The sequence below is a fragment of the Paenibacillus sp. BIHB 4019 genome (genome assembly GCF_002741035.1).
Classification (GTDB): domain Bacteria; phylum Bacillota; class Bacilli; order Paenibacillales; family Paenibacillaceae; genus Pristimantibacillus.
In genome coordinates, this window is the sequence record NZ_CP016808.1 from 5,154,256 (window position 1) to 5,174,483 (window position 20,228).

Sequence of the window (20,228 nt, forward strand, 5' to 3'; positions counted from 1 at the left end):
TATAACAAGGCTAGGAATATAGGGGTTGAAAATAATGGGATTGTCATGGTTATGGAGCCGCATGCTGTGGATGAACCGTACGATATTGTGGCTGCTGTTTATCGTTAATTTTTTAGGGACCGTTTATGGTTACATCTGGTATTGGAATCAATTGGTTTATACCTATGAACGGTTTCCGTCTTGGCTGCTTGTATTTGTGCCGGACAGTCCGACGGCTAGTTTGTTTTTCACGCTTGCGCTGCTTTATTTGCTGTTCCCGCCGCCTGAATCGGCATCTAGATTTGTTCAGGTCACTAGAATGGTTATAGAAGGCCTTGCGGTCGTAACGTCAGTGAAATACGGCTTGTGGGCAGTGTCGATGATAGTGGCAACGGGAGCGCAAGGCGGAGAGCTGAATTGGCAGCATGGCATGCTTGTATTTTCCCATCTCGGTATGGCTGTAGAGGTGCTTCTGTATGCTCGCTTTATGAAAGCAGGATTCAAGGCCGTCGTCATAGGCACCGCCTGGCTGCTGCTGAATGACACGATTGATTATACGTTCGGCGTGTTCCCTTGGCTGGCTGATGAGCTGATGGACGATTTGCCGCAAGTCCGTTTGTTTACATATGGTTTAACCATCTTTAGCTTTATGGCCGGCTGGCTGGTGCTCCGAGCAAGAAAACAACTTTAAAAAAGCATAACGATGGACATCCCCTCATAAGCTGGATTATGGGGGGATGTCCATGAGAACGCGTATTGCAATACCCATTTTATTATGTATCGCGATGTTGCTAGGCTCCGTCTCTGCGACTTGGGCTTATGCTGGTGAACAGCCGCTTGGCGCAAGACAAGCGCAGGCTGCTGATGCTGAAGAGCTCATGCGTCGTTTCGAGGAAGCGGCTCTTTCATTATATAAAGCTTCTTATGCAGACAACCGCCAAGCCGGCTATAAATATGTCCAGCAGCTGGAGCGCCTTGTGCCGCAGCTGGAGACAGGCATAGAAGGGCGCCCAGCTGGCTGGGCAAAGCTGCAGCAGAGCATCAGGGCTGTCTCCGATGAGCTTTTGAGCAAAAAACAGTCCTCCGCATGGATGGAGGCATCTGCCCGGATTCATCTAACAGCGGATGCGATGCTTAGGCCGGCAAGCGGTTTATGGATGCAATATGAGCGGGTTATGCTGGAAGATGTAAGCCGCGTGCGAAAAGCGTGGAAGCGCCCATATGAGGAACGGGCGAATGCTGCAAGAGCGGCGATGGACAACTTAAGCGCGCATTTGGCGCTCGTTGAGGGTCCCGCCTTTATGCTGCGTCCGGAAGGACGGGCAGCCGAGCTGCAAGAGCGGATACGCTACACAAACGTGCTGTTATCCGCCGGGCCTAAGGACCAAGCGCAAGCGGGCCGAGTCGACGAGGCGCTGACGCAGCTTGGAGCGGCGGTAAGCAGATTGTTTACGGACAAGCCGCAAGCGGTTGTGGAGGAGCCCGCGCTCGCGCCTCCCGCATCGGCTAATCCGGTAAGCTGGACGCTGCTGCTTGGCGCTATTATTATGGCTGTGCTTGCTTATAAAAGCTGGCGTAAATACAAGCAGCAGCCTTACGGCATAAAGCCGCTCCCATGATGGGAGCGGCTTTTATTCCTCGTTAAATCCTTCGCCCAGCACATCGTGGACATCATTAATAATGACGAAGGCACGAGGATCTACGCTGCGTACGATGGCTTTGAGCCGGCGCAGCTCCTGCCGCTGAACGACGCAATAAACGATTTCCTTTTGCTGGCCGGAAAAAGCGCCTTTTGCCGGCATCAGCGTTACGCCGCGTTCCATCTCAATCGTAATGCGCTGCGCCATCGGCGTGCCTTTGTCTGTAATAATGGAGAAGGATTTGGCGGCATAGGCACCGTCTTGAATGAAATCAATGAGCTTGGCGGAAACGAATACCGTTACGAGCGTATACAGCACTTTTTCGATAGGAATAAAAAAGAGCGAACCTCCGATAATGACAATATCGAGTATAAGAATAATTTGACCCATGCTCAGCGTTTTGCGACGCGATACGATTCGGGCTATAATATCCACGCCGCCAGTCGTTCCGCCGAAGCGGAAGACGATGCCAAGCCCTGCCCCGAGCGTAACCCCTGCATACAAAGCGGCAAGTATGTAGTCGGTTGAAGTGTGGAAGGTAATGACCCAGCCTCTGGCAATAAGCTGCTCCATTACAGCTAGGAAGAAGGAGAGCGATACGATGCCAGCGAGCGTGTAAAGCATCTCGGTACGGCCAAGCGTTTTCCAGCCAAGCAGAAACAGCGGAATGTTGAGGACAAGCGTCGTAATGGACAGCGGCCAACCGGCTGCATAATTGAGCAGAACCGCTATGCCGGTTACACCGCCCTCCATCAGCATGTTTGGAATAAGGAAATAGTGCAGCCCGAAAGCATATATGGCTGTGCCTAGCAGAATAGGCAAAATAATTTGCAATTGTTTAGTCACTTTTCGAAGCATCATTAGAATTCCCCTTTTTTAAAATATAAGCATCTAAGTTTTCCTTTTATATCGGGCTTATATTTCAGCGCGAAACGAAGCTTTGCCGGCCAAGGACGGCGATTGTCGTTTACGCTTGAATGATAAGCGTAAAGAAGCCATTATTTCACTTATTTGCTTCGGTGTCCACTGCTTGCGAATAATCTTATACTTGGGATGGCCGGAAAACGCCGATGTTGATTGGAAGGCGGTTTCCATTCTGTAGTATAGCGCAATTTTCATCGTTCAAAAACATTGTTTTCATCGTCTCTTTGCGTTAACATATGAATTATTGACAACAATAAGTTTTAGGCTTGTTTTCCAACTGCTATAGATGGGGAAAACGCTAGTCTTGAAAGAAGGGAATTTCACGTATGTCTCAAAAAACGTTGGCAAATATCCAGCAAGAAGTGGATGATTATATTTCTCAATTTAAAGAAGGCTACTTCAGTCCGCTGGCGCTGATGGCAAGAATGAGCGAGGAAGTCGGCGAGCTTGCGCGTGAAGTGAACCATTCCTACGGCGAGAAGCGCAAGAAGGCGGATGAGGCCGACAACTCCATCGAGATGGAGCTTGGCGATATTTTATTTCTATTATCCTGCTTCGCCAATTCGCTCGATATTGATTTAACGGAAGCACATAATAAAGTAATGGACAAATTCAATACACGGGATAAAAACCGCTGGACTTTAAAAAACGCTGAACAGTAATACCGCATCTCACATATGCTGTACCATCAACCTGTGTACAAGGAGGATGGGCGGTAATGAACGGGGATGCTTGTATCAAAAAGGCGTATGCTTTCATTTTAACCAGCGATTTTGAACAGGCTATTGTCTGGTTTGAGCAAGCGATTGCCGCAGAGCCTGACAATGCCAGTTATTATCATAAGTGCGCTATTTCATGCGCGCGCAGCGGGAAATGGGCGAAAGCTTATGACCATGCCCGCCGGGCGCTTGAGCTGGCGAGGGATGAGCCGGAATATATTTATCATTTGCAGACGATTGAAGCGAGGCTGCAGCTCTCCGGTGCGCAGCAGCAGCTGATACAAGAGCCTCCGGCATTGGAAGAGGCGCTGTTGATGCTAAAGAAGGCGGTGGAGCTTGATCCACTGTGCTTTGACGCTTTTTACTGGATCGCCATGACGTACGCTGAGCTTGGTCAGCTGGATGAAGCTGCTGTCCATGCGCGTGAAGCGATTCGGCTTGACCCGGAGCATTCAGCTGCCAGAAGGCTGTTTGCTGACGTGAGCCGTCGGCGGCGCTTGATGCGCTACCGAATCAACGGACAACATAGACGAAGGAACAGGTGATGGATAAGTGGATACAATTAAAGTAGCAGTAATCGGAGCAGGCGGTCTTATGGGCCGTGAAGTGGTAAAAATGGTGCTGGAGGATGAGGCGCTGGAGCTTGTATCCGCCGTCGCGCCTTCAGCAGGCGCTGTAGATGCGGGAAGCTTTGCGAACAAGCCGAATACCGGCGTCATCGCTTGCAAGACGATTGAAGAGGCGCTCAGCAGTGCAAAGGCTGATGTTATGGTCGATTTTACGGCTCCGCATGCAGCCTATGAACATACAAAAACAGCGATTGAATTTGGCGTACGTCCTATTATGGGAACGACAGGTTTTACCCCTGAGCAAATTGAAGAGCTTGACGGGCGTTGTATCGAGAAGCAGCTTGGCGGGCTCATCGCGCCGAACTTTTCGATTGGCGCTATTCTGATGATGAAATTTGCAGCACAGGCATCGAAATATTTGCCGCATGTTGAAATTATTGAATATCATGGCGACCACAAGCTTGATGCCCCTTCAGGCACATCGATCAAAACGGCAGAGCTCATTGCCGAGGCTCGTCAGGAGCTGCGCCAAGGCAATCCTAACGAGAAAGAAACGATTGAAGGAGCAAGAGGCGGTTACTACAATGGCTTCCGTATACATAGTGTGAGACTTCCGGGCGTATTTGCGCAGCAGGAAGTTGTATTTGGCGGTTATGGCCAAACGCTCAAAATTCGCCATGACTCCTATGACCGTGCGGGCTATATGCCAGGCGTTAATGTAGCGATTAAGAAAGTGATGGGGTACAGCGGCTTAGTATACGGTTTCGAGCATTTAATGGATTAATAGAAGGTTTGAACTAGACAGCGGAAGAGGGGCCTCACCTATGAAAATTGCATTCATCGCGCATGACCGAAAAAAAGAAGAAATCGTCAACTTTGTTATTGCCTATGAGCAGGTGTTTGTTGGCCACGAGCTTTATTCAACAGGTACGACTGGTACGAGAATTATGGAGCAAACGAATTTGAGCATTCACCGTTTTATGTCGGGACCGCTCGGCGGCGACCAGCAAATCGGCGCTCTTGTTGCCCAAAATGAAATGGATTTGATTATCTTTTTGCGTGATCCCCTAATGGCACAGCCGCATGAGCCGGATATTATTGCGCTGCTTCGCCTTTGCGATGTGCAGGGCATTCCAGTCGCGACGAACGTGGCGACAGCCGAATTGCTCGTCAAGGCGCTGGAGCGCGGCGATTTTGCCTGGAGAGAGCTTGTTCATAAGTACAAGCCTGAATTGCCGTTATGAGTGAGTGCTTAGATATTCTCGTATTTGGCGCTCATGCAGATGATGCTGAAATCGGAATGGGCGGCACGATTGCCAAGCATACGATGGCAGGCATGCTGGTGGGCATTTGTGATTTGACCGAAGCGGAAATGTCTTCGAATGGCACCGTAGAGCAGCGAAGGCGCGAAGCCGATGAAGCTGCTGCGGTGCTTGGTCTTTATTCACGGACCAATTTGCAGCTGCCGGACCGCGGCCTTGAGCTTACACGCAGCAATATCGACAGCATCGTGGCAGAAATCCGCCGTACCAGCCCGCGCATCGTATTTGCGCCGTATTGGGTTGATCGGCATCCCGATCATATTGCCTGCAGCAAGCTGGTTGAGGAAGCTGTATTCAATGCCAAGCTGCGAAAATATATGCCGGAGCTGCCGCCTGTTCAGGTGCAGCAGCTTATTTATTACTACATAAATGACATGGAGCAGGTTTCGCTCGTCATAGACGTTAGTGAGCAATACGAAACGAAGCGCCAATCGCTGCTAGCATACCGCTCGCAGTTTCAAGCGGTTTCCGGGGCAGAAGACCGCGTTTCGACGCCGCTCACCGACCGCTATGTGGAACGGGTAGAAGCAAGAGATATGCTGCTCGGTCAGGCACGCTCCTGGCAGTACGCGGAAGGATTTGCTTTAAAGCGGCCGCATGAGGTGAAATTATTTTAGAAGCCGGGCACCCGGTTTGGCAAGATATACAAACCATTAGGAATAGAATTGATTATAAAAGCTAGAGACGGCAGGAGTGAGCATGACATGGCACGTAAGTTGAAAATCGGGATAACCTGTTATCCTACGCTTGGCGGCTCTGGTGTCGTTGCGACTGAGCTCGGCAAGCTGCTTGCTGAGCGGGGACATGAAATTCATTTTATAACGCACAGCATTCCGTTCCGGCTAGGCCATTTTAATAAAAATATTTTTTTCCATGAAGTTGAAGTCAATGATTATTATGTATTTCGGTATCCGCCTTATGATTTATCACTGGCAAGCAAGATGGCACAGGTCGCCAAGATGGAGAAGCTGGATTTGCTTCATGTGCATTATGCGGTTCCTCACGCCGTCTGTGCCCATCTCGCCAAGCAAATGATCGGCGATGAGCTCAAGACGGTTACAACGCTGCATGGAACGGATATCACGGTGCTCGCGCAGGATGAGTCGCTTAAGGACTTGATTAGGCTTGCCATTAACAAAAGTGATGCTGTAACGGCGGTTTCTCAGGATTTGATCCAGGAGACGAGAAAACTGCTTGATATTACGAAGCCGATTGATCTGACCTATAATTTCGTTGACAAGCGCATTTATTATCCTCGGGACGTCGCTTCGCTGCGCCTGGATTATGCCAGCCCGAATGAAAAAATATTAATGCATATTTCCAATTTCCGTCCTGTTAAGCGGGTATCTGACGTTATTGAAATTTTTCAGCAGGTTGCTAAAAAAGTGCCTTCGAAGCTGCTGCTCGTTGGAGAAGGCCCTGAGCTGTCGAAAATCCAGTGTAAAATCCGTGAAATGGGACTGGAGGATCGCGTCGTATTTCTGGGCAAGCAGGAGGATGTGGCGCAGGTGATATCGCTTGCTGATGTGCTGCTGCTCCCTTCGGAGAAAGAAAGCTTCGGTCTAGTAGCGCTGGAGGCCATGGCTTGCGGCGTGCCGACGATTGGCTCGACTGCTGGCGGTATCCCGGAGCTGGTGACGCATGGCGAAACGGGCTTCCTTAGCCCGATAGGCGATGTGGACAGCATGGCCGCCAATGCGATTCGTTTGCTGACAGACGAAGAGCTGCATGCGAAGTTTAAGGAAGCTTGCATATACCGCGCCTGCCATGCTTTCTGTAATGATCGCATTACGGCTGAATATGAAGAAATTTATCATCGCGTGCTGGGCATGGAAGCTGAGCTTCCTGCGTCTGCGGTCGTTTGCGAATAAGAGGATAGAGGGTGAGAAGATGGAGCGCTGCACCTCGATTCCGCAAGCAATGCGAGAGGCGCTGCCCATTCTCGCAACCTTGAACGGGCACGGCCACGAAGCCGTGTTCGTTGGAGGCTGCGTGAGGGATACCGTTATGGGCCTCGCGCTTAAAGATGTAGATATTGCAACGTCGGCGACACCGGAGCAGGTTGTTGCCTTATTTGCGTATTGTATTCCAACCGGCCTGCAGCATGGGACGGTGACGGTGATGCAGGATGGAACAGGGTATGAGGTAACGACGTATCGCAAGGAATCCGTATACGAGAAGCATCGCAGGCCAGAAAGTGTGGCTTTTATATCGGAACTAAAAGAAGATTTGCTGCGGCGGGATTTGACGATTAATGCGATGGCGATGCATTTAAGCGGAGATTATTACGATCCGTATGGCGGCATGAGCGACATACAATCGAAGCAGATACGCTGTGTAGGGGACGCGGAAGCCAGGTTTCAGGAGGATGCGCTTCGCATGCTGCGTGCTCTCCGCTTCGCTTCGCAGTTCAGCTTTCGCATCGTGTACCGCACTTGGCGGGCGCTGCTCAAGCACCGCGAGCTGCTGCGCTACGTAGCGATGGAGCGTGTGCAGGCCGAGCTTGATAAAATGATTGGCGGACCGGCTCCGCATTATGCAGCAGCGCTGCTCGCTGGGAGCGGCCTGCTTGCTTACACCCTAGAGCCTTTGCCGGCTGCTCGTGCCTTGCTTGCAGTGGCAGCGAAGTCGGGGCGTATCCAGCTTGACTATTTGACTGCGTTAGATAGCGTAGACATTCGTTATGCAGCATTGATGACGCAGCCAAGCGTTACCCCTCAGGAGGCAAAAGCAACGCTGCAGGCGCTGCGCATGTCAGGAAGCCGCAGCGGCGTCATTATGGCGATTGTGTCGCTTTATCATGATATGGTCGTAAACCGGAGTCCGAACGAAGAGAAGCTTCGTATAAGCTGGATTGAGGCCGTTCTGCGCTACGGACAGGTAGCAGCAGCAAGCTGGCTGCATATTGCTGAAGCAACTGGTCGGGAGCACGCTTTTTGGTCGGATGTGCCGCGGATGAAGCTTTGGCTGTCGCGAATGGAAATTTCCTCGCTCAAGGAGCTGGCGATAAACGGCAATCAGCTTGCGGCCTATTGGGATCGCAAACCGGGCGCCTGGATGGGCGAGATGCTGAAACGGCTGCTGCTGCTAGTTGCGCTTGGCGACCTTTCTAATTCGCAGGAACAGCTGCTGAAACAAGTTGACAGATGGAAGGAAGAGACGGATGAGTCATGAAAACTTGCTGCGTTTGTTCGCGGATCGTGACGGCGAATATGTATCTGGCGAGCATATTAGCCGCGAGCTGAAAGTGAGCCGCACGGCAGTATGGAAGCAAATACGCAAGCTGGAGTCACAAGGATTTGAATTTGAAGCTTCACGCAGGCTCGGTTATCGTCTGCTTTCCATGCCGGACAAGCTGGACATGGCTGCGTTGCTAACCAGCCTTAAAACCAAAAAATTCGGTCAAAAGCTGCAGGTGCTGGAATCGGTCGAATCGACGCAAAATATTGCGCAAGCGCTAGCGGAAGGCGGTGCGGAGGAAGGGATGCTCGTTGTTGCCGAGCAGCAGCTGAGCGGTCGGGGCCGTATGGGCCGAGGCTGGATATCGCCTCTGGGCAAAGGCATATGGATGAGCATGGTCATGCGTCCAACGGTGCCGATTTATTTTGCTCCGCAGCTAACGCTGCTTACGGCAGTAGCGCTTTGCCGCAGCCTTAAGCGGCTGACGAAGCTCGACATCGGCATTAAATGGCCCAACGATCTGCTCATTAATGGCAAAAAAATTAGCGGCATATTGCTCGAATCCGCCGCAGAGGATGAGCGGTTGCGCTATGTCATCGCCGGAATCGGGATCAGCGTTAATTTGCAGCAGGCCGATTATCCCGAGGAGCTTTTGGAAAAGGCGACCTCCCTGCGTATGGCAAGCGGCGAGAAACAAGTACGCGAAGCGATAATTGCCGATTTTTTGCTGGAGTGGGAGCAGCTGTATGAGCTGTATCAAAGCGAGGGCTTTGCCCCGATTGTTACGCTATGGGAGTCGCTTTCGGTTTCGCTTCACAAGCCAGCTACGCTGTTAACGCCGCAAGGAGTCGTTGAAGGCACGCCGAGAGGGCTTGATGCTAGCGGAGCGCTTATCATAGAAAAGCTGGATGGCAGCCAGGCGCTTATTTTTTCGGCAGAAATGGGCGAGCCGCGGGGCGAGTAATATTTACGAATCGACATATTTTTGCTAGTATGGGGTTAACGGGCGGCATCTGAAAAGAGCTGCACTGTGCTAACCCTCATGCCTGCATCGGCATGGAATTGCAAGAAAGTTTTGTTTGAAGTACAAGTAGTCTGCTCTGAGCCGAAAGGACCGAGACAGAAGGAAGCAATAAAGTGAGATACGTTTCCTTTTTCGTTTGGGGACCTTTTTAGCGACGGCTAAAAGGTTTTTTTGTGTTTATCCTAAAACAGATTTGAAGAAGGGATGAGGCCAAGATGAGGAAACGTTTAACGATAACGAACTTGCAGCAAATGAAAGAGGAGAGCAATAAGCTTACCGTCATGACCGCTTATGATTATCCGTCAGCTATGCTTTCGGAGGAGGCTGGCGTCGATATTATTCTTGTAGGGGATTCGCTTGGCAATGTGGTGCTCGGTTACGATACGACGCTTCCGGTCACTTTAGACGATATGATTTATCATACGAAAGCGGTAGCACGCGGGGCACGCAATACGTTTATCGTAACGGATATGCCCTTCATGACGTACGGAATTGGGCGTGAAGCTACGCTGCGCAATGCCGCCAGAATGATGCAGGAGGGCGGCGGCCAGTCGCTTAAGCTTGAAGGCGGGGAAGAAATTGCGGGCGAAGTGGCGGCTCTGGTCAAAGCGGGCATTCCGGTGATGGGCCATATTGGGCTCAAGCCGCAATCGATTCACACGCATGGCGGTTTTAAGGTACAAGGAAAGCAGGAGGCGGAAGCAGAGCAAATGCTGCAGGATGCCAAGGCGCTTGAACAGGCAGGCGCTTACGCCATCGTACTGGAGCTTGTAACGGAGACGATTGCGGACCGTATTAGCCGCGAGCTGTCGATTCCAACAATTGGGATTGGGGCTGGCCGCGGATGCGATGGACAGGTGCTTGTGTATCACGATATTTTGCAATATTCATCGCCTGTCATTAAGAAAAAAATGGTTAAAGTGTACGCAGACATCGGCTCGACGATTCGCGATGCAATCGGAGCTTTTGTAAGTGAAGTCAAATCCGGCGAGTTTCCAGCGGAGGAGCATGTGTTCGGTAAAAGGTCTGAGGACGCTGTAGACAGCCTCTATGGCGGTTCAGCGACCCGCGAGCAGACTAATGGTGTCAAAGGTGCGGGTGAAAGCCAGCAGGCTGGAGAGGGGAATGAGCAGCGTGATTTTGTGCCGAACCATAGATGAGCTAAAAGCGCAGCAAAAGAAGATGTGGAGCGGCGGCAGCAAGCCGAGCATCGGTTTTGTGCCGACGATGGGTTATTTGCATGAAGGACATGCCAGTTTAATGCGGCAGGCAGCAGCAGAGAATGATATTAGCGTGCTGTCGATTTTCGTCAACCCGCTGCAATTTGGGCCGAACGAGGATTTTGAAACGTATCCGCGCAATGAGCAGCGCGATTTATCCATCGCTGCTGAAAACGGCATTGATATCGTGTTTATGCCATCGGTCAGTGAGATGTATCCGCGCAAGGTGCTGACGAAGGTGCTTGTCAGCGATGTAACAGACCGCTTATGCGGCGCATCGCGCCCTGGTCATTTTGACGGCGTTGGAACGGTCGTCAGCAAGCTGTTTCATCTGGTGCAGCCTGATCGGGCCTACTTTGGCATGAAGGATGCCCAGCAAGTCGCGGTTATTCAGCAAATGACCGATGACTTGAATTTCCCTGTTACGATCGTGCCATGCCCGATTGTGCGGGAGCCGGATGGCCTTGCGCTTAGCTCGCGCAACGTATATTTGAATGCGGAGCAGCGGTCGCAAGCTGTTGCCCTTTCTTCATCGCTTGCCAAGGCGCGGGAATGGATGAAGGACGCCTTGCTAACGCCAGCAGAGCTTGTGAACAAAGTGCGTGCTGCGATTGGCGAAGCACCGCTTGCCGATATCGATTATGTCGAAGTGCTGGAATATCCAGCACTTGCCACACCTGTTGCTGACGTTCCTTTTGGGCGTACTCAGCAGCGCTACATTTTGGCTTTAGCCGTAAAATTCGGGGCGACCCGTTTAATTGATAATGAGCTGTTTGAACCTTTGGAGGTGAATGGCAATGTTTAGAACGATGATGAAATCAAAGCTGCACCGCGCGACGGTAACGGAGGCAAACCTCAATTACGTCGGCAGCATTACCATTGATGAGGATTTAATGGATGCGGCGGATCTTTGGGCCAATGAAAAGGTGCAAATCGTAAACAATAATAATGGAGCCCGCCTTGAAACGTACATTATAAAAGGGGAGCGAGGCTCTGGCGTTATTTGCCTTAATGGCGCAGCTGCCCGACTCGTACAGCCAGGAGATACGGTCATTATTATTTCTTATGCATCGATGACGGAGGAAGAGGCTAGAAATTACAAGCCGCGCGTCGTTATTTTGGATGAGGCGAACCGTCCGGTGTCGCAAATGACGGAAGAAATCCATGCGACGATTTTGTAAGCAGGCGCAAGTCAGTTCCTCCGTTATGTAAAGGCTGGTTCCAAGTATGAAAAGCACCCGCTTAACAAAGAATGAGGTTATCACTCCTCAATTCTTTGGTGAAGGCGGGATGCATGATGTTCCAGCATATGTTTGCGACGATGAACGAAATGCTCGACAACATTATTGATTCCTACCCTCTGGCGGCGGAGGAACAGAAGCAATATTATGACGAGCAGCTTTACGCTTTGAAGCAGATCAGCGATTCTTTAATTGAGCAATGGATTGATTTTGAAGAAAAATTTGCCGTTTTCACAGAGGAAGAGGCCGAGCCTTCAAATGCTTCACTGCTTACAGCAGCAGCGGAGTATGTAGGACAAGCGCCAGCGGCTGTGCAGCCATTGCCTCCGCAGCAAGCAGAAAAGCCAAACGTCTCGCAGCAGCCTATTTCTGGCATGTCTGTGGAGCAAGCGGAGCTCATATCCAAAGGACAGGGCTATTATCAATTATTTATGTTTTCCCATGCTGCAAAGCAGTTCCAGCTTGCTGTAAACCACCTGCCGGAATGCAATTTAGCAAGGCTGTTTTTGGCTATGACGAATATGCACCTGCAAAATTGGAGTGAGGCGCAGCGTCATTTTCAACTGCTAATTGGACTTACGGACTATCCGAAATGGCTCGCTTTAAGCTATAATGCCCTTGGGTGCATTCAAGCGGTTCATTTAAACTTGGAGCAGGCAGAGCAATTTTTCCTTAAAGCCTATGAGCTGGACCCAAGCTTTAAGGATCCGCTGAATAATTTGCAGAGCTGCCGGGAACGTCCGCAGCAGTTGTCATTATTGTTCGGCAGCACGGAGCTATGCTGCTTGTGAGAGGATCGGATTTATTTTATGAAATATGCAGTGCTTGATTTGGAAACGACCGGACACAGCGCCTCCGATGATATTTTGCAGGTGGGGCTGGTCCTCCTTGATGATGATCTTAAAGTTATTCATACGTATAATTCGTTTGTAAAGCCAACGATTGCAATACCACCGTTTATTACGCAGCTAACGGGCATTGACGAGGCAATGGTGGCGGATGCGCCAGAGCTGTCTGATGTGCTGATGGATATGATTCCGCTGCTTGATGATGCGGTGCTTGTCGCGCATAATGTCAATTTTGACGCTGGTTTTCTAAACCAAGCGCTCGATCGCAGCGGCTACCATACGTTTGCTGGGCGCAGGCTCGATACGATTGAGCTGCTGCGCATTCTTTTTCCATCGATTACGTCTTACCAGCTTGGTGCTGTGTCTGAACAGTTCGGCATTACGCATGATCATCATCATCGCGCTGATAGCGATGCGATGGCGACCGCCGTTATATTCGCCAAATCAGTTCAAAAGCTACGGAGCTTGCCGCTGCTGACTTTGCAGCGGTTATCTTCGCTTGTAGACAATGGCAGCGATTTAAGCTGGTTTATTACGCTGACGCTGAAGCAGGTGGAACAGAACATCGTTATGGGTGTTCCGGATTATGATTTTTTCAACCAGTTTGCGTTGAAAGCAAGAGAATGGACAGAGGAAAAGCCCGCGCGAAGCGAAGAGGGAGCCTCGCCTTTGCAGGATATGTCATTCGAGCAATATTTGGATGAAATCAAGCAGCGTTTTATTGAGCAATTCCCGAATTATGAAGAACGCGAAGCTCAGACGACGATGTTTCATGAAGTGTTTGATTCGCTGGATAGCAAACGCCATTTGCTCATTGAAGCGGGTACAGGTACAGGAAAGTCTCTTGGTTATCTGATTCCAGCGCTCTATTATGGTATCCGTCAAGATGAGAAGATAGTCGTCAGCACGCATACCATTAATTTGCAAGAGCAGCTAAGGCATCGCGATGTGCCGCTGCTTAAACAGATTTTGCCGATTGAGTTCCGAGCTTCTATTTTCAAGGGCAGAGGGAATTATTTGTGCCTGCGCAAATTTGAAAGTAAAATAAATACGAGGGATATGATGTCCCCCGTTGATGATGCGATTACAGCCTCGCAAATGGTCGTTTGGCTGGGCGAGACGGAAACAGGCGATCAGGAAGAGCTGAATTTCAGCAACAAGGGGACTGATTTCTGGTCCACCGTTGCCAGCGATGCAGATTCCTGCCTGAACCGGGCTTGTCCTTGGTTTAAACGCTGCTACTACCATCGTGCGAAGCATGAAGCGAATATTGCCGATGTGTGCATTACGAATCACTCCATGCTGTTTACAGACATTCAAGCGGATCATCGGCTGCTGCCGACTTACAGCCATTTGATTGTCGATGAAGCACATCATGTGGAGGAAGTAGCAAGCAAGCATTTAGGCATGCAGCTCGGCTATTATTCGATAACGAATGCGATAACCCGGATGTTCAAGGATAGTCGTTCCGGCTTGCTGCCCTCGTTGCGCATTCATCTTCAGCAGGAAAGCGATGAGCGGGTTCAAGGCTGGCTTGAGACGATTGACACCATTATCCCGACCTTCACGGAAGTGAAGGAGCATTGGGAGAGGCTCTTTGAAATGCTGTACAGCTTTGTGCAAGCTTCTCCTGACGCGACGGGTGAAAACAATCAATCCGTTTATCGCCTGCGAGGCGACAGCCTGCCTGAAGGCTGGTCCGAAGTGCTCGCCGAAGAGACCAATATTCATACGGAGCTCATACGCGTGCTGAAGACAGCTGAGAAAATGTCCGAGGAAATTAAAGACCGCATCGATGAGCTGGCCGTACAGGCGCTTGTAACGGACTTGAATGGCGTTTTGCGCGATTTGACGAGAGTTAAGGATGATCTGCGCAGCTTTATGAAAGTCGATCAGACGACGGACGTATTCTGGCTGGAAGCCAACATGACCTACAAGCATCGCTCGCTGCATCTTTATGCGGTGCCGATTGATGTGAGCAGCCAGCTTCAGCAGTATTTATTTGATGTGAAGGACAGCATTATTTTAACGTCAGCTACCCTTTCGGTGCAAAAGTCATTCCAGTTTGCCGAAGAGCAGCTTGGACTTAGCGGCTTTGAAGAGGCGGGCAGATTGCGCACCGTACAGCTGGCATCGCCGTTTAATTACCGGGAGCAGGCGCTCGTCATTATACCGCGCAATTTCCCTGTTCTTAAAGGCTCGGCGGGCGAGCCCGCATTTATTTCAATGCTCGTCTCTTCTTTGGCAGATGCGGTGCAGCAGACCAATGGCAGAATGCTGGTGCTGTTCACCTCTTACCGAATGCTCAAGCAGGTATATGACCCGCTTAAAGCGGCGCTCGCGGCCACCAGCATTCAAGTGCTGGGCCAAGGCATCGACAGCGGCAATCGTACGAAGCTGACGCGGCGTTTTTTGCAGCAGCCAGAGTCCGTTTTGCTTGGTACAAGCAGCTTTTGGGAAGGCGTTGACATTCCAGGCGAAGCCTTGACTTGCCTTGCCATCGTCCGATTGCCATTCCAACCGCCCAATCATCCGCTGCTGGAAGCGAAGTCGGAATTGCTGCAGCGCCAAAAGCAAAATCCATTTATGAAGCTGTCGATTCCGCAAGCGGTTATTCGCTTCAAGCAGGGATTCGGCAGGCTCGTGCGAACGGCGAAGGATAAAGGGATTGTCATTATTTATGATACGCGAGTGATAGAAACGTATTATGGCAAGCATTTTCTGTATTCCTTGCCTGGCCCGAAAATTGAGCATATGCATATCGAGCAAATTGTACCGAGAATGAAAGAATGGCTTGGTGCCGAGAGGGAGGAGGAGAACGGGTGAAGCAGACGAAAATATCGGAGGCGGTCGTAAGACGCCTCCCCATTTACCTGCAAGTGCTGAACGAGCTGAACAACCGGGAGGTGCAAACCGTTTCGTCCCAGGAGCTTGGCGTCAAGCTGGATTTGAATCCGGCGCAAATCCGCAAGGACTTGGCGTATTTCGGCGATTTTGGCCGTAAGGGCATCGGCTATGATGTGACTTATTTAATTGAGAAGATTCGCCAAATTCTCAAGCTTGACCAGACGATAAATGTCGCGCTTGTCGGTGCGGGTAATTTAGGCCATGCGCTGTGCAATTATAATAAATATTCCAAAGACAATATGAAAATCATCGCGGTGTTTGATGTGCATCCATCGAAAATCGGCTCGCAAATTAATAATTTGACCGTTATGCCGATGGATATGCTGAAACAAACGGTGGAGGAAAACAATATCCGGATCGGCATTATAACCGTTCCCGGATTTGAAGCGCAAAATGTCGCTAATCAATTCATTGACGCTGGCATTGAAGGCTTGCTTAATTTTGCCCCAGCGATATTGAAGGTACCAGAGGAAATTCGCATTCATCATGCTGACTTTACGAAAGAGCTGCTAAGTCTGGCATATTACTTGGAGAGGGAAAGGGATGACGAAAATGAGCCAAATTTGGATTGAAAATGGACGTTTTGTAACGATGGAGGACGGCGAGCATGTGCTGCAAGGGCATATGGTTGTAACCGATGATCGCATTACATATATCGGAGCAGAAGCTCCAACTGGGCTGCAAGCCGATGTGCAAAAGCTGGATGGCAGCAAGCTTGCCTTTATGCCGGGTCTAGTAAACACGCATGGACATGCGGCTATGACTTTGCTGCGCGGCTATTCCGATGATCAAAACCTGCAAGTATGGCTGGAGCAAAAAATGTGGCCGATGGAAGGCAAATACATCGACATCGATACCCGTGCAGGCAGCGCGCTTGCCGTGGTGGAAATGCTGAAATCCGGTACGACGGCTTTCGTGGATATGTATGACCGCATGGACCAGCTAGCCGAAGTTGTTGAACAGTCCGGCATTCGCGGCTGTCTGACGCGCGGCGTCATCGGCCTTTGCCCGGAGGATGTACAGCAAGCGAAGCTGGCGGAAGCGATTGCTTTCGCACGCGATTGGAACGGCAAGGCCGATGGCCGGATTACGACGATGATTTCGCCGCATGCGCCTTATACATGCCCGCCAGATTATATTGAGAAATTTGTACAGGCCGCGCATGATTATGATTTGCCGCTGCATACGCATATGTCAGAATCGATTGCCGAAGTAGAACAAAACGTTCGCGATTATGGCGTTCGTCCCGTTCAGCATCTCGACAATTTAGGCTTCTTCTCGCGTCCGGCGCTCGTTGCTCATGCGGTGCATTTGAATGACGAGGAAATTGCGCTGCTGGCTGAACGCAAAGTAGCCGTATCGCATAACCCGGTCAGCAACCTCAAGCTGGCAAGCGGCATTGCCCGCGTTCCTGCTTTGCTTCGCGCAGGTGTAACTGTATCGCTAGGCACGGACAGCGCGGCAAGCAACAACAATCTTGATCTGTTCAAGGAAATCAATCTTGCGGCTTTGCTGCATAAAGGTGTTTCTGGCGACCCTACAGTTGTGCCAGCGATTGAAGCTTTGCGTATGGGAACGGTATACGGCGCTCGCTCCATTTGGCAGGAGGATTCCATTGGCCGCCTGCGCGTTGGCATGAAGGCTGACTTCATCGCAATCGATATTGAACAGCCGCATTTTTATCCACAGACGGATATAGTGTCCCATTTGGTATACGCTGGCTCTGGCCGCGACGTTAAGCATGTTTGGGTGGACGGCCGCCAGGTTGTACGGGATGGCGAATGCACGCTGCTCGATGAGGAGAAAATTCGTCACGATGCTCAGGCGAGCTTCGAGAGGCTGTTGAAGGCATAATGCGGGCGAGAACGAGAAAGCCGTTTTGGACGGTAAAACGGGCTGTCTTTATTTCAGTTATTTTTATTATCGCATTGCTGACCGTTACGATTGTTTATTACCGTGCCGTGCATAAGGATTTATGGGCAGAGGAAGCGCCGATTAAAGCGCATGCGATTGAAGCCGCACAGTTGACGGAAGTTACCGGGATGACGAAGCAGGTGTGGGATGGCATTTCCTGGGTTGTAAAAGGGAATACGGCTGATGAACAAGACGTTTATGTATTTCTGACGACAGCGGAAGGTCCTGTGCTCACGGTGAAAGCGACTGAGCATATTACACAAGAGCAGGCAGATACTGCTTTACTGGGCAGCGAGCCGGATGCGGATATTAAAAGAACACAGCCGGGTTTGCTGAACGGCGAACCGGTGTGGGAAATTTTTTATAGCCGTGATGAAGCGATTACGAAATATTATTATGCGTATTATTCGTTCCGCGATGGCGCATTTTTGAAGAAATATAGTTTGGTAGGTGACAAGGCGTCCTAGCTGTAATGGATGCCTTAGCTGTAACAGTTGGAATTGCTGGCTATTATTACACCCCCTTATTCAACAGGCGATGTGATATACTTTCGTGTATCGGAGTGGATATGCGTTTGGCATATCACCGTCATTTTGAGAGGGGGATTTTTACGATGTTCAAACTCAAGATTATGCCGATTTTGATAACAGCTGCTGCGTCCGCCCTCGTTTTATTTGGAGGCTGGCTTATTTATCATCAGGTTGCATTCGCAGCTCCGCTTGCCAAGGCGGTTGATTCAATAGAAGGCATTGCTTCATCCGAGACACCTATTATGGATACGGACCGTATTACTTTCCCGCTGACGCTTTCAGCTGGAGCGGATTTAAAGCATGTATATGAAACGATAGCGGAGCAAAGCAAATCTGTCATTGGAAGCCGCGACATTCAGCTCGATATTGCGAATACAAGCTCGAACGCCAAGCTGGATCAGCTGTGGTCATCGTCTCTATTCAAAGTGGCTGAAGCGATGGAGCACAAAAACTATTCGACTATTCCTGAGACGCTGAAAGCTTTGGCGGATGAACATTCAGGTGTTCACGCTGTAACCGATATGGATGACACCAATGTATATATTACGCTGAAAGATGGTACGGCTACGAAGTATATCGTGCTTCCGCGTGTAGCCGCACAGCTGGAGGTGTCCAGTTATGCGTAAATACGGCATCGAAATCGCAATTGGTTTTATTCCGGTATTGATTGCCTTTCTTTTATTTGTGAATGTGAATTTAATGCCTTTTGTGCTGCTTGTCATTATCGCTGCTGCTGTCGTTTATTTAGCAACCGGCAGAGGAAAGCTTGCGCATGCTTCAGGTACGAAGCGGCGGAAGGTATCGGACAGCGTGCCATTCTCCTTTGAGCAAATTGGCGGACAGGAGCGTGCCAAGCAGGAGTTGATCGAGGCGCTCGATTTTCTAGTTCGGCATGAGGAACTGAGCAAGCTCGGCATTCGGCCGTTGAAGGGGATTTTGCTGACGGGACCTCCGGGAACCGGGAAGACGTTAATGGCGAAAGCAGCCGCGCAATATACCGATTCGATTTATTTAGCTGCCTCGGGCAGTGAATTTGTGGAGATGTACGTCGGCGTCGGGGCAGGCCGGATTCGTGACTTATTCAAAGAAGCGCGGACGAAAGCGAAGAAAGCGGGCAAGGAAAGCGCCGTTATTTTTATCGATGAGATCGAAGTGATCGGCGGCAAACGCGATGGCGGACAGCATCGGGAATATGATCAGACGCTTAATCAGCTGCTTACGGAAATGGACGGCATCCATGCCGATACGGCGCCGCGGCTGCTCATTATTGCGGCAACGAACCGTAAAGAAATGCTCGACAGCGCACTGCTTAGGCCCGGACGGTTCGACCGCCATATTGGTGTAGAACTGCCGGACAAAAAAGCACGCTATCAAATATTGAATATCCATGCGGCCAACAAGCCGCTTGCCGATACGGTGGAGCTGGAGAAAGTAGCTGCTGAGTCGTTCGGCTTCTCCGGCGCACAGCTTGAGAGCGTCATGAACGAAGGCGCCATTTATGCGATGCGGGAGCAAAGCGAGGTCATTGAAGAGCAGCATCTGGCTATGGCGATTGACAAGGTCATGATGGGCGAGAAGACGGATCGCGAGGCGACGAAGGAGGAGCGCGAGCGTGTGGCGCTGCATGAGCTCGGCCATGCGATTTCAGCAGAGCTGCTGCGTCCGGGCAGCGTATCTCAGGTTGCCTTGTCCCCGCGTGGTCAGGCGCTAGGCTATGTGCGTCATAATCCCGAGCAGGATCGTTATTTATACACGAGGGATTTTCTGAATGGGCAAATTATGATTGCGCTTGGCGGGGCGGCGGCTGAGGAAATCTTCTACGGCAATCGCAGCACGGGGTCGCGTGGCGACTTTGATCAGGCGATGAACATCGTTCGTACGCTCGTCGAATCAGGCTTAACGGAGCTTGGCATAATTCATCCCGAAATGATGACTCCTGATGCCTGGGCGAAGATCAATCGCTCTATCCTTGACGATTTAATGGCCAAGACGACTGCGATGCTGGCGACGAAGCGTCAAGTTTTTCTGGACGCGCTTGATGTCCTGATCCGTGAAGAAACGCTCAGCGGCATTGAATTTCGTGAATTGCTTAAGAAGTTGTCACATAGCGCATAATAATTCAGCATGAATAATCCTCAATTTATTACAATTTGAAGGCAGACGACATGTCTGTCTTCTTTTTTTTCAGAAAACCGTTATAATAAACATTGA

General features: G+C 50.5%; 21 protein-coding genes. 20 read left to right on the top strand and 1 reads right to left on the bottom strand.

Annotation, left to right across the window (positions count from 1 at the left end; genetic code table 11):
- Positions 1–34: 34 nt before the first annotated feature.
- Positions 35–670 (top strand): DUF1405 domain-containing protein, encoded by a 636-nt coding sequence (locus BBD42_RS22515; RefSeq protein WP_099519955.1) that lies wholly within the window; start codon positions 35–37, stop codon positions 668–670.
- A gap of 52 nt (positions 671–722) precedes the next feature.
- Positions 723–1,598 carry a sporulation protein YpjB gene (locus BBD42_RS22520; RefSeq protein ID WP_172455587.1) on the top strand — a complete coding sequence of 292 codons (876 nt, stop codon included), beginning with the start codon at positions 723–725 and terminating at the stop codon, positions 1,596–1,598.
- A gap of 12 nt (positions 1,599–1,610) precedes the next feature.
- On the opposite strand, the gene BBD42_RS22525 is transcribed toward BBD42_RS22520, so the two are convergent.
- The gene (locus BBD42_RS22525) at positions 1,611–2,480 is read right to left on the bottom strand and encodes a YitT family protein (RefSeq protein WP_056032646.1); all 870 of its coding nucleotides are present in this window, start codon (positions 2,478–2,480) and stop codon (positions 1,611–1,613) included.
- A 389-nt stretch (positions 2,481–2,869) separates the two neighbouring features.
- Here BBD42_RS22525 and BBD42_RS22530 point away from each other — a divergent pair, with 389 nt between their 5' ends.
- The 18 genes from BBD42_RS22530 (at position 2,870) to BBD42_RS22615 (ending at position 20,132) form a co-directional block, all read left to right on the top strand.
- The gene (locus BBD42_RS22530) at positions 2,870–3,205 is read left to right on the top strand and encodes a nucleotide pyrophosphohydrolase (protein WP_099519957.1); all 336 of its coding nucleotides are present in this window, start codon (positions 2,870–2,872) and stop codon (positions 3,203–3,205) included.
- Positions 3,206–3,261: 56 nt separating this feature from the next.
- Positions 3,262–3,807 (top strand): tetratricopeptide repeat protein, encoded by a 546-nt coding sequence (locus BBD42_RS22535; RefSeq protein ID WP_056028733.1) that lies wholly within the window; start codon positions 3,262–3,264, stop codon positions 3,805–3,807.
- Positions 3,808–3,856: 49 nt separating this feature from the next.
- Positions 3,857–4,615, top strand: a complete 759-nt coding sequence (gene dapB / locus BBD42_RS22540) for a 4-hydroxy-tetrahydrodipicolinate reductase (protein ID WP_099521755.1) — start codon at positions 3,857–3,859, stop codon at positions 4,613–4,615.
- 40 nt (positions 4,616–4,655) lie between these two features.
- A complete protein-coding gene (locus BBD42_RS22545) occupies positions 4,656–5,075 on the top strand; it encodes a methylglyoxal synthase (protein ID WP_056028730.1) in 420 nt (139 codons plus the stop codon).
- Positions 5,072–5,770: a bacillithiol biosynthesis deacetylase BshB1 gene (bshB1, locus tag BBD42_RS22550; protein WP_099519958.1), complete on the top strand. Its 699-nt coding sequence runs from the start codon at positions 5,072–5,074 to the stop codon at positions 5,768–5,770. The genes BBD42_RS22545 and bshB1 overlap by 4 nt, the downstream gene beginning before the upstream one ends.
- Positions 5,771–5,857: 87 nt before the next feature.
- Positions 5,858–7,024, top strand: a complete 1,167-nt coding sequence (gene bshA, locus BBD42_RS22555) for an N-acetyl-alpha-D-glucosaminyl L-malate synthase BshA (RefSeq protein ID WP_099519959.1) — start codon at positions 5,858–5,860, stop codon at positions 7,022–7,024.
- A gap of 19 nt (positions 7,025–7,043) precedes the next feature.
- Positions 7,044–8,327, top strand: a complete 1,284-nt coding sequence (locus BBD42_RS22560; RefSeq protein ID WP_172455588.1) for a CCA tRNA nucleotidyltransferase — start codon at positions 7,044–7,046, stop codon at positions 8,325–8,327.
- A complete protein-coding gene (locus BBD42_RS22565) occupies positions 8,317–9,297 on the top strand; it encodes a biotin--[acetyl-CoA-carboxylase] ligase (RefSeq protein WP_099519961.1) in 981 nt (326 codons plus the stop codon). The genes BBD42_RS22560 and BBD42_RS22565 overlap by 11 nt, the downstream gene beginning before the upstream one ends.
- Positions 9,298–9,572: 275 nt before the next feature.
- The gene (gene panB, locus BBD42_RS22570) at positions 9,573–10,517 is read left to right on the top strand and encodes a 3-methyl-2-oxobutanoate hydroxymethyltransferase (protein WP_099519962.1); all 945 of its coding nucleotides are present in this window, start codon (positions 9,573–9,575) and stop codon (positions 10,515–10,517) included.
- Complete coding sequence (gene panC / locus BBD42_RS22575) at positions 10,492–11,382, top strand: pantoate--beta-alanine ligase (RefSeq protein WP_150131638.1); 891 nt, start codon at positions 10,492–10,494, stop codon at positions 11,380–11,382. The genes panB and panC overlap by 26 nt, the downstream gene beginning before the upstream one ends.
- The gene (gene panD / locus BBD42_RS22580; protein WP_099519964.1) at positions 11,375–11,758 is read left to right on the top strand and encodes an aspartate 1-decarboxylase; all 384 of its coding nucleotides are present in this window, start codon (positions 11,375–11,377) and stop codon (positions 11,756–11,758) included. The genes panC and panD overlap by 8 nt, the downstream gene beginning before the upstream one ends.
- A 113-nt stretch (positions 11,759–11,871) precedes the next feature.
- Positions 11,872–12,609: a tetratricopeptide repeat protein gene (locus tag BBD42_RS22585; RefSeq protein ID WP_099519965.1), complete on the top strand. Its 738-nt coding sequence runs from the start codon at positions 11,872–11,874 to the stop codon at positions 12,607–12,609.
- Between the two features lie 18 nt (positions 12,610–12,627).
- Entirely contained in the window at positions 12,628–15,492 is a 2,865-nt protein-coding gene (gene dinG, locus BBD42_RS22590) for an ATP-dependent DNA helicase DinG (protein ID WP_099519966.1), read from the top strand.
- Positions 15,489–16,145, top strand: coding sequence for a redox-sensing transcriptional repressor Rex (locus BBD42_RS22595; protein WP_046232083.1), 657 nt, complete (start codon positions 15,489–15,491; stop codon positions 16,143–16,145). The genes dinG and BBD42_RS22595 overlap by 4 nt, the downstream gene beginning before the upstream one ends.
- Entirely contained in the window at positions 16,126–17,427 is a 1,302-nt protein-coding gene (locus BBD42_RS22600) for an amidohydrolase (RefSeq protein ID WP_481855986.1), read from the top strand. The genes BBD42_RS22595 and BBD42_RS22600 overlap by 20 nt, the downstream gene beginning before the upstream one ends.
- Positions 17,427–17,954: a hypothetical protein gene (locus tag BBD42_RS22605; protein ID WP_099519968.1), complete on the top strand. Its 528-nt coding sequence runs from the start codon at positions 17,427–17,429 to the stop codon at positions 17,952–17,954. The genes BBD42_RS22600 and BBD42_RS22605 overlap by 1 nt, the downstream gene beginning before the upstream one ends.
- Positions 17,955–18,100: 146 nt before the next feature.
- Positions 18,101–18,643 carry a hypothetical protein gene (locus BBD42_RS22610; protein ID WP_099519969.1) on the top strand — a complete coding sequence of 181 codons (543 nt, stop codon included), beginning with the start codon at positions 18,101–18,103 and terminating at the stop codon, positions 18,641–18,643.
- Positions 18,636–20,132, top strand: a complete 1,497-nt coding sequence (locus BBD42_RS22615) for an AAA family ATPase (RefSeq protein WP_099519970.1) — start codon at positions 18,636–18,638, stop codon at positions 20,130–20,132. Before BBD42_RS22610 ends, BBD42_RS22615 begins: the two co-directional genes overlap by 8 nt.
- Positions 20,133–20,228: the final 96 nt, after the last annotated feature.

Excerpts from the sequence above, each read along its gene's own strand:
- dapB (WP_099521755.1), top strand. The coding sequence starts at position 3,857 with ATGGGCCGTGAAGTGGTAAAAATGGTGCTGGAGGATGAGGCGCTGGAG.
- BBD42_RS22530 (WP_099519957.1), top strand. The coding sequence starts at position 2,870 with ATGTCTCAAAAAACGTTGGCAAATATCCAGCAAGAAGTGGATGATTAT.
- BBD42_RS22525 (WP_056032646.1), bottom strand. The coding sequence starts at position 2,480 with ATGATGCTTCGAAAAGTGACTAAACAATTGCAAATTATTTTGCCTATT.
- BBD42_RS22610 (WP_099519969.1), top strand. The coding sequence starts at position 18,101 with ATGTTCAAACTCAAGATTATGCCGATTTTGATAACAGCTGCTGCGTCC.
- panB (WP_099519962.1), top strand. The coding sequence starts at position 9,573 with ATGAGGAAACGTTTAACGATAACGAACTTGCAGCAAATGAAAGAGGAG.
- dinG (WP_099519966.1), top strand. The coding sequence starts at position 12,628 with ATGAAATATGCAGTGCTTGATTTGGAAACGACCGGACACAGCGCCTCC.
- bshB1 (WP_099519958.1), top strand. The coding sequence starts at position 5,072 with ATGAGTGAGTGCTTAGATATTCTCGTATTTGGCGCTCATGCAGATGAT.
- bshA (WP_099519959.1), top strand. The coding sequence starts at position 5,858 with ATGGCACGTAAGTTGAAAATCGGGATAACCTGTTATCCTACGCTTGGC.
- BBD42_RS22520 (WP_172455587.1), top strand. The coding sequence starts at position 723 with ATGAGAACGCGTATTGCAATACCCATTTTATTATGTATCGCGATGTTG.
- BBD42_RS22615 (WP_099519970.1), top strand. The coding sequence starts at position 18,636 with ATGCGTAAATACGGCATCGAAATCGCAATTGGTTTTATTCCGGTATTG.
- BBD42_RS22565 (WP_099519961.1), top strand. The coding sequence starts at position 8,317 with ATGAGTCATGAAAACTTGCTGCGTTTGTTCGCGGATCGTGACGGCGAA.
- BBD42_RS22535 (WP_056028733.1), top strand. The coding sequence starts at position 3,262 with ATGAACGGGGATGCTTGTATCAAAAAGGCGTATGCTTTCATTTTAACC.
- panD (WP_099519964.1), top strand. The coding sequence starts at position 11,375 with ATGTTTAGAACGATGATGAAATCAAAGCTGCACCGCGCGACGGTAACG.
- BBD42_RS22600 (WP_481855986.1), top strand. The coding sequence starts at position 16,126 with ATGAGCCAAATTTGGATTGAAAATGGACGTTTTGTAACGATGGAGGAC.
- BBD42_RS22515 (WP_099519955.1), top strand. The coding sequence starts at position 35 with ATGGGATTGTCATGGTTATGGAGCCGCATGCTGTGGATGAACCGTACG.
- BBD42_RS22585 (WP_099519965.1), top strand. The coding sequence starts at position 11,872 with ATGATGTTCCAGCATATGTTTGCGACGATGAACGAAATGCTCGACAAC.
- BBD42_RS22605 (WP_099519968.1), top strand. The coding sequence starts at position 17,427 with ATGCGGGCGAGAACGAGAAAGCCGTTTTGGACGGTAAAACGGGCTGTC.
- BBD42_RS22545 (WP_056028730.1), top strand. The coding sequence starts at position 4,656 with ATGAAAATTGCATTCATCGCGCATGACCGAAAAAAAGAAGAAATCGTC.
- BBD42_RS22560 (WP_172455588.1), top strand. The coding sequence starts at position 7,044 with ATGGAGCGCTGCACCTCGATTCCGCAAGCAATGCGAGAGGCGCTGCCC.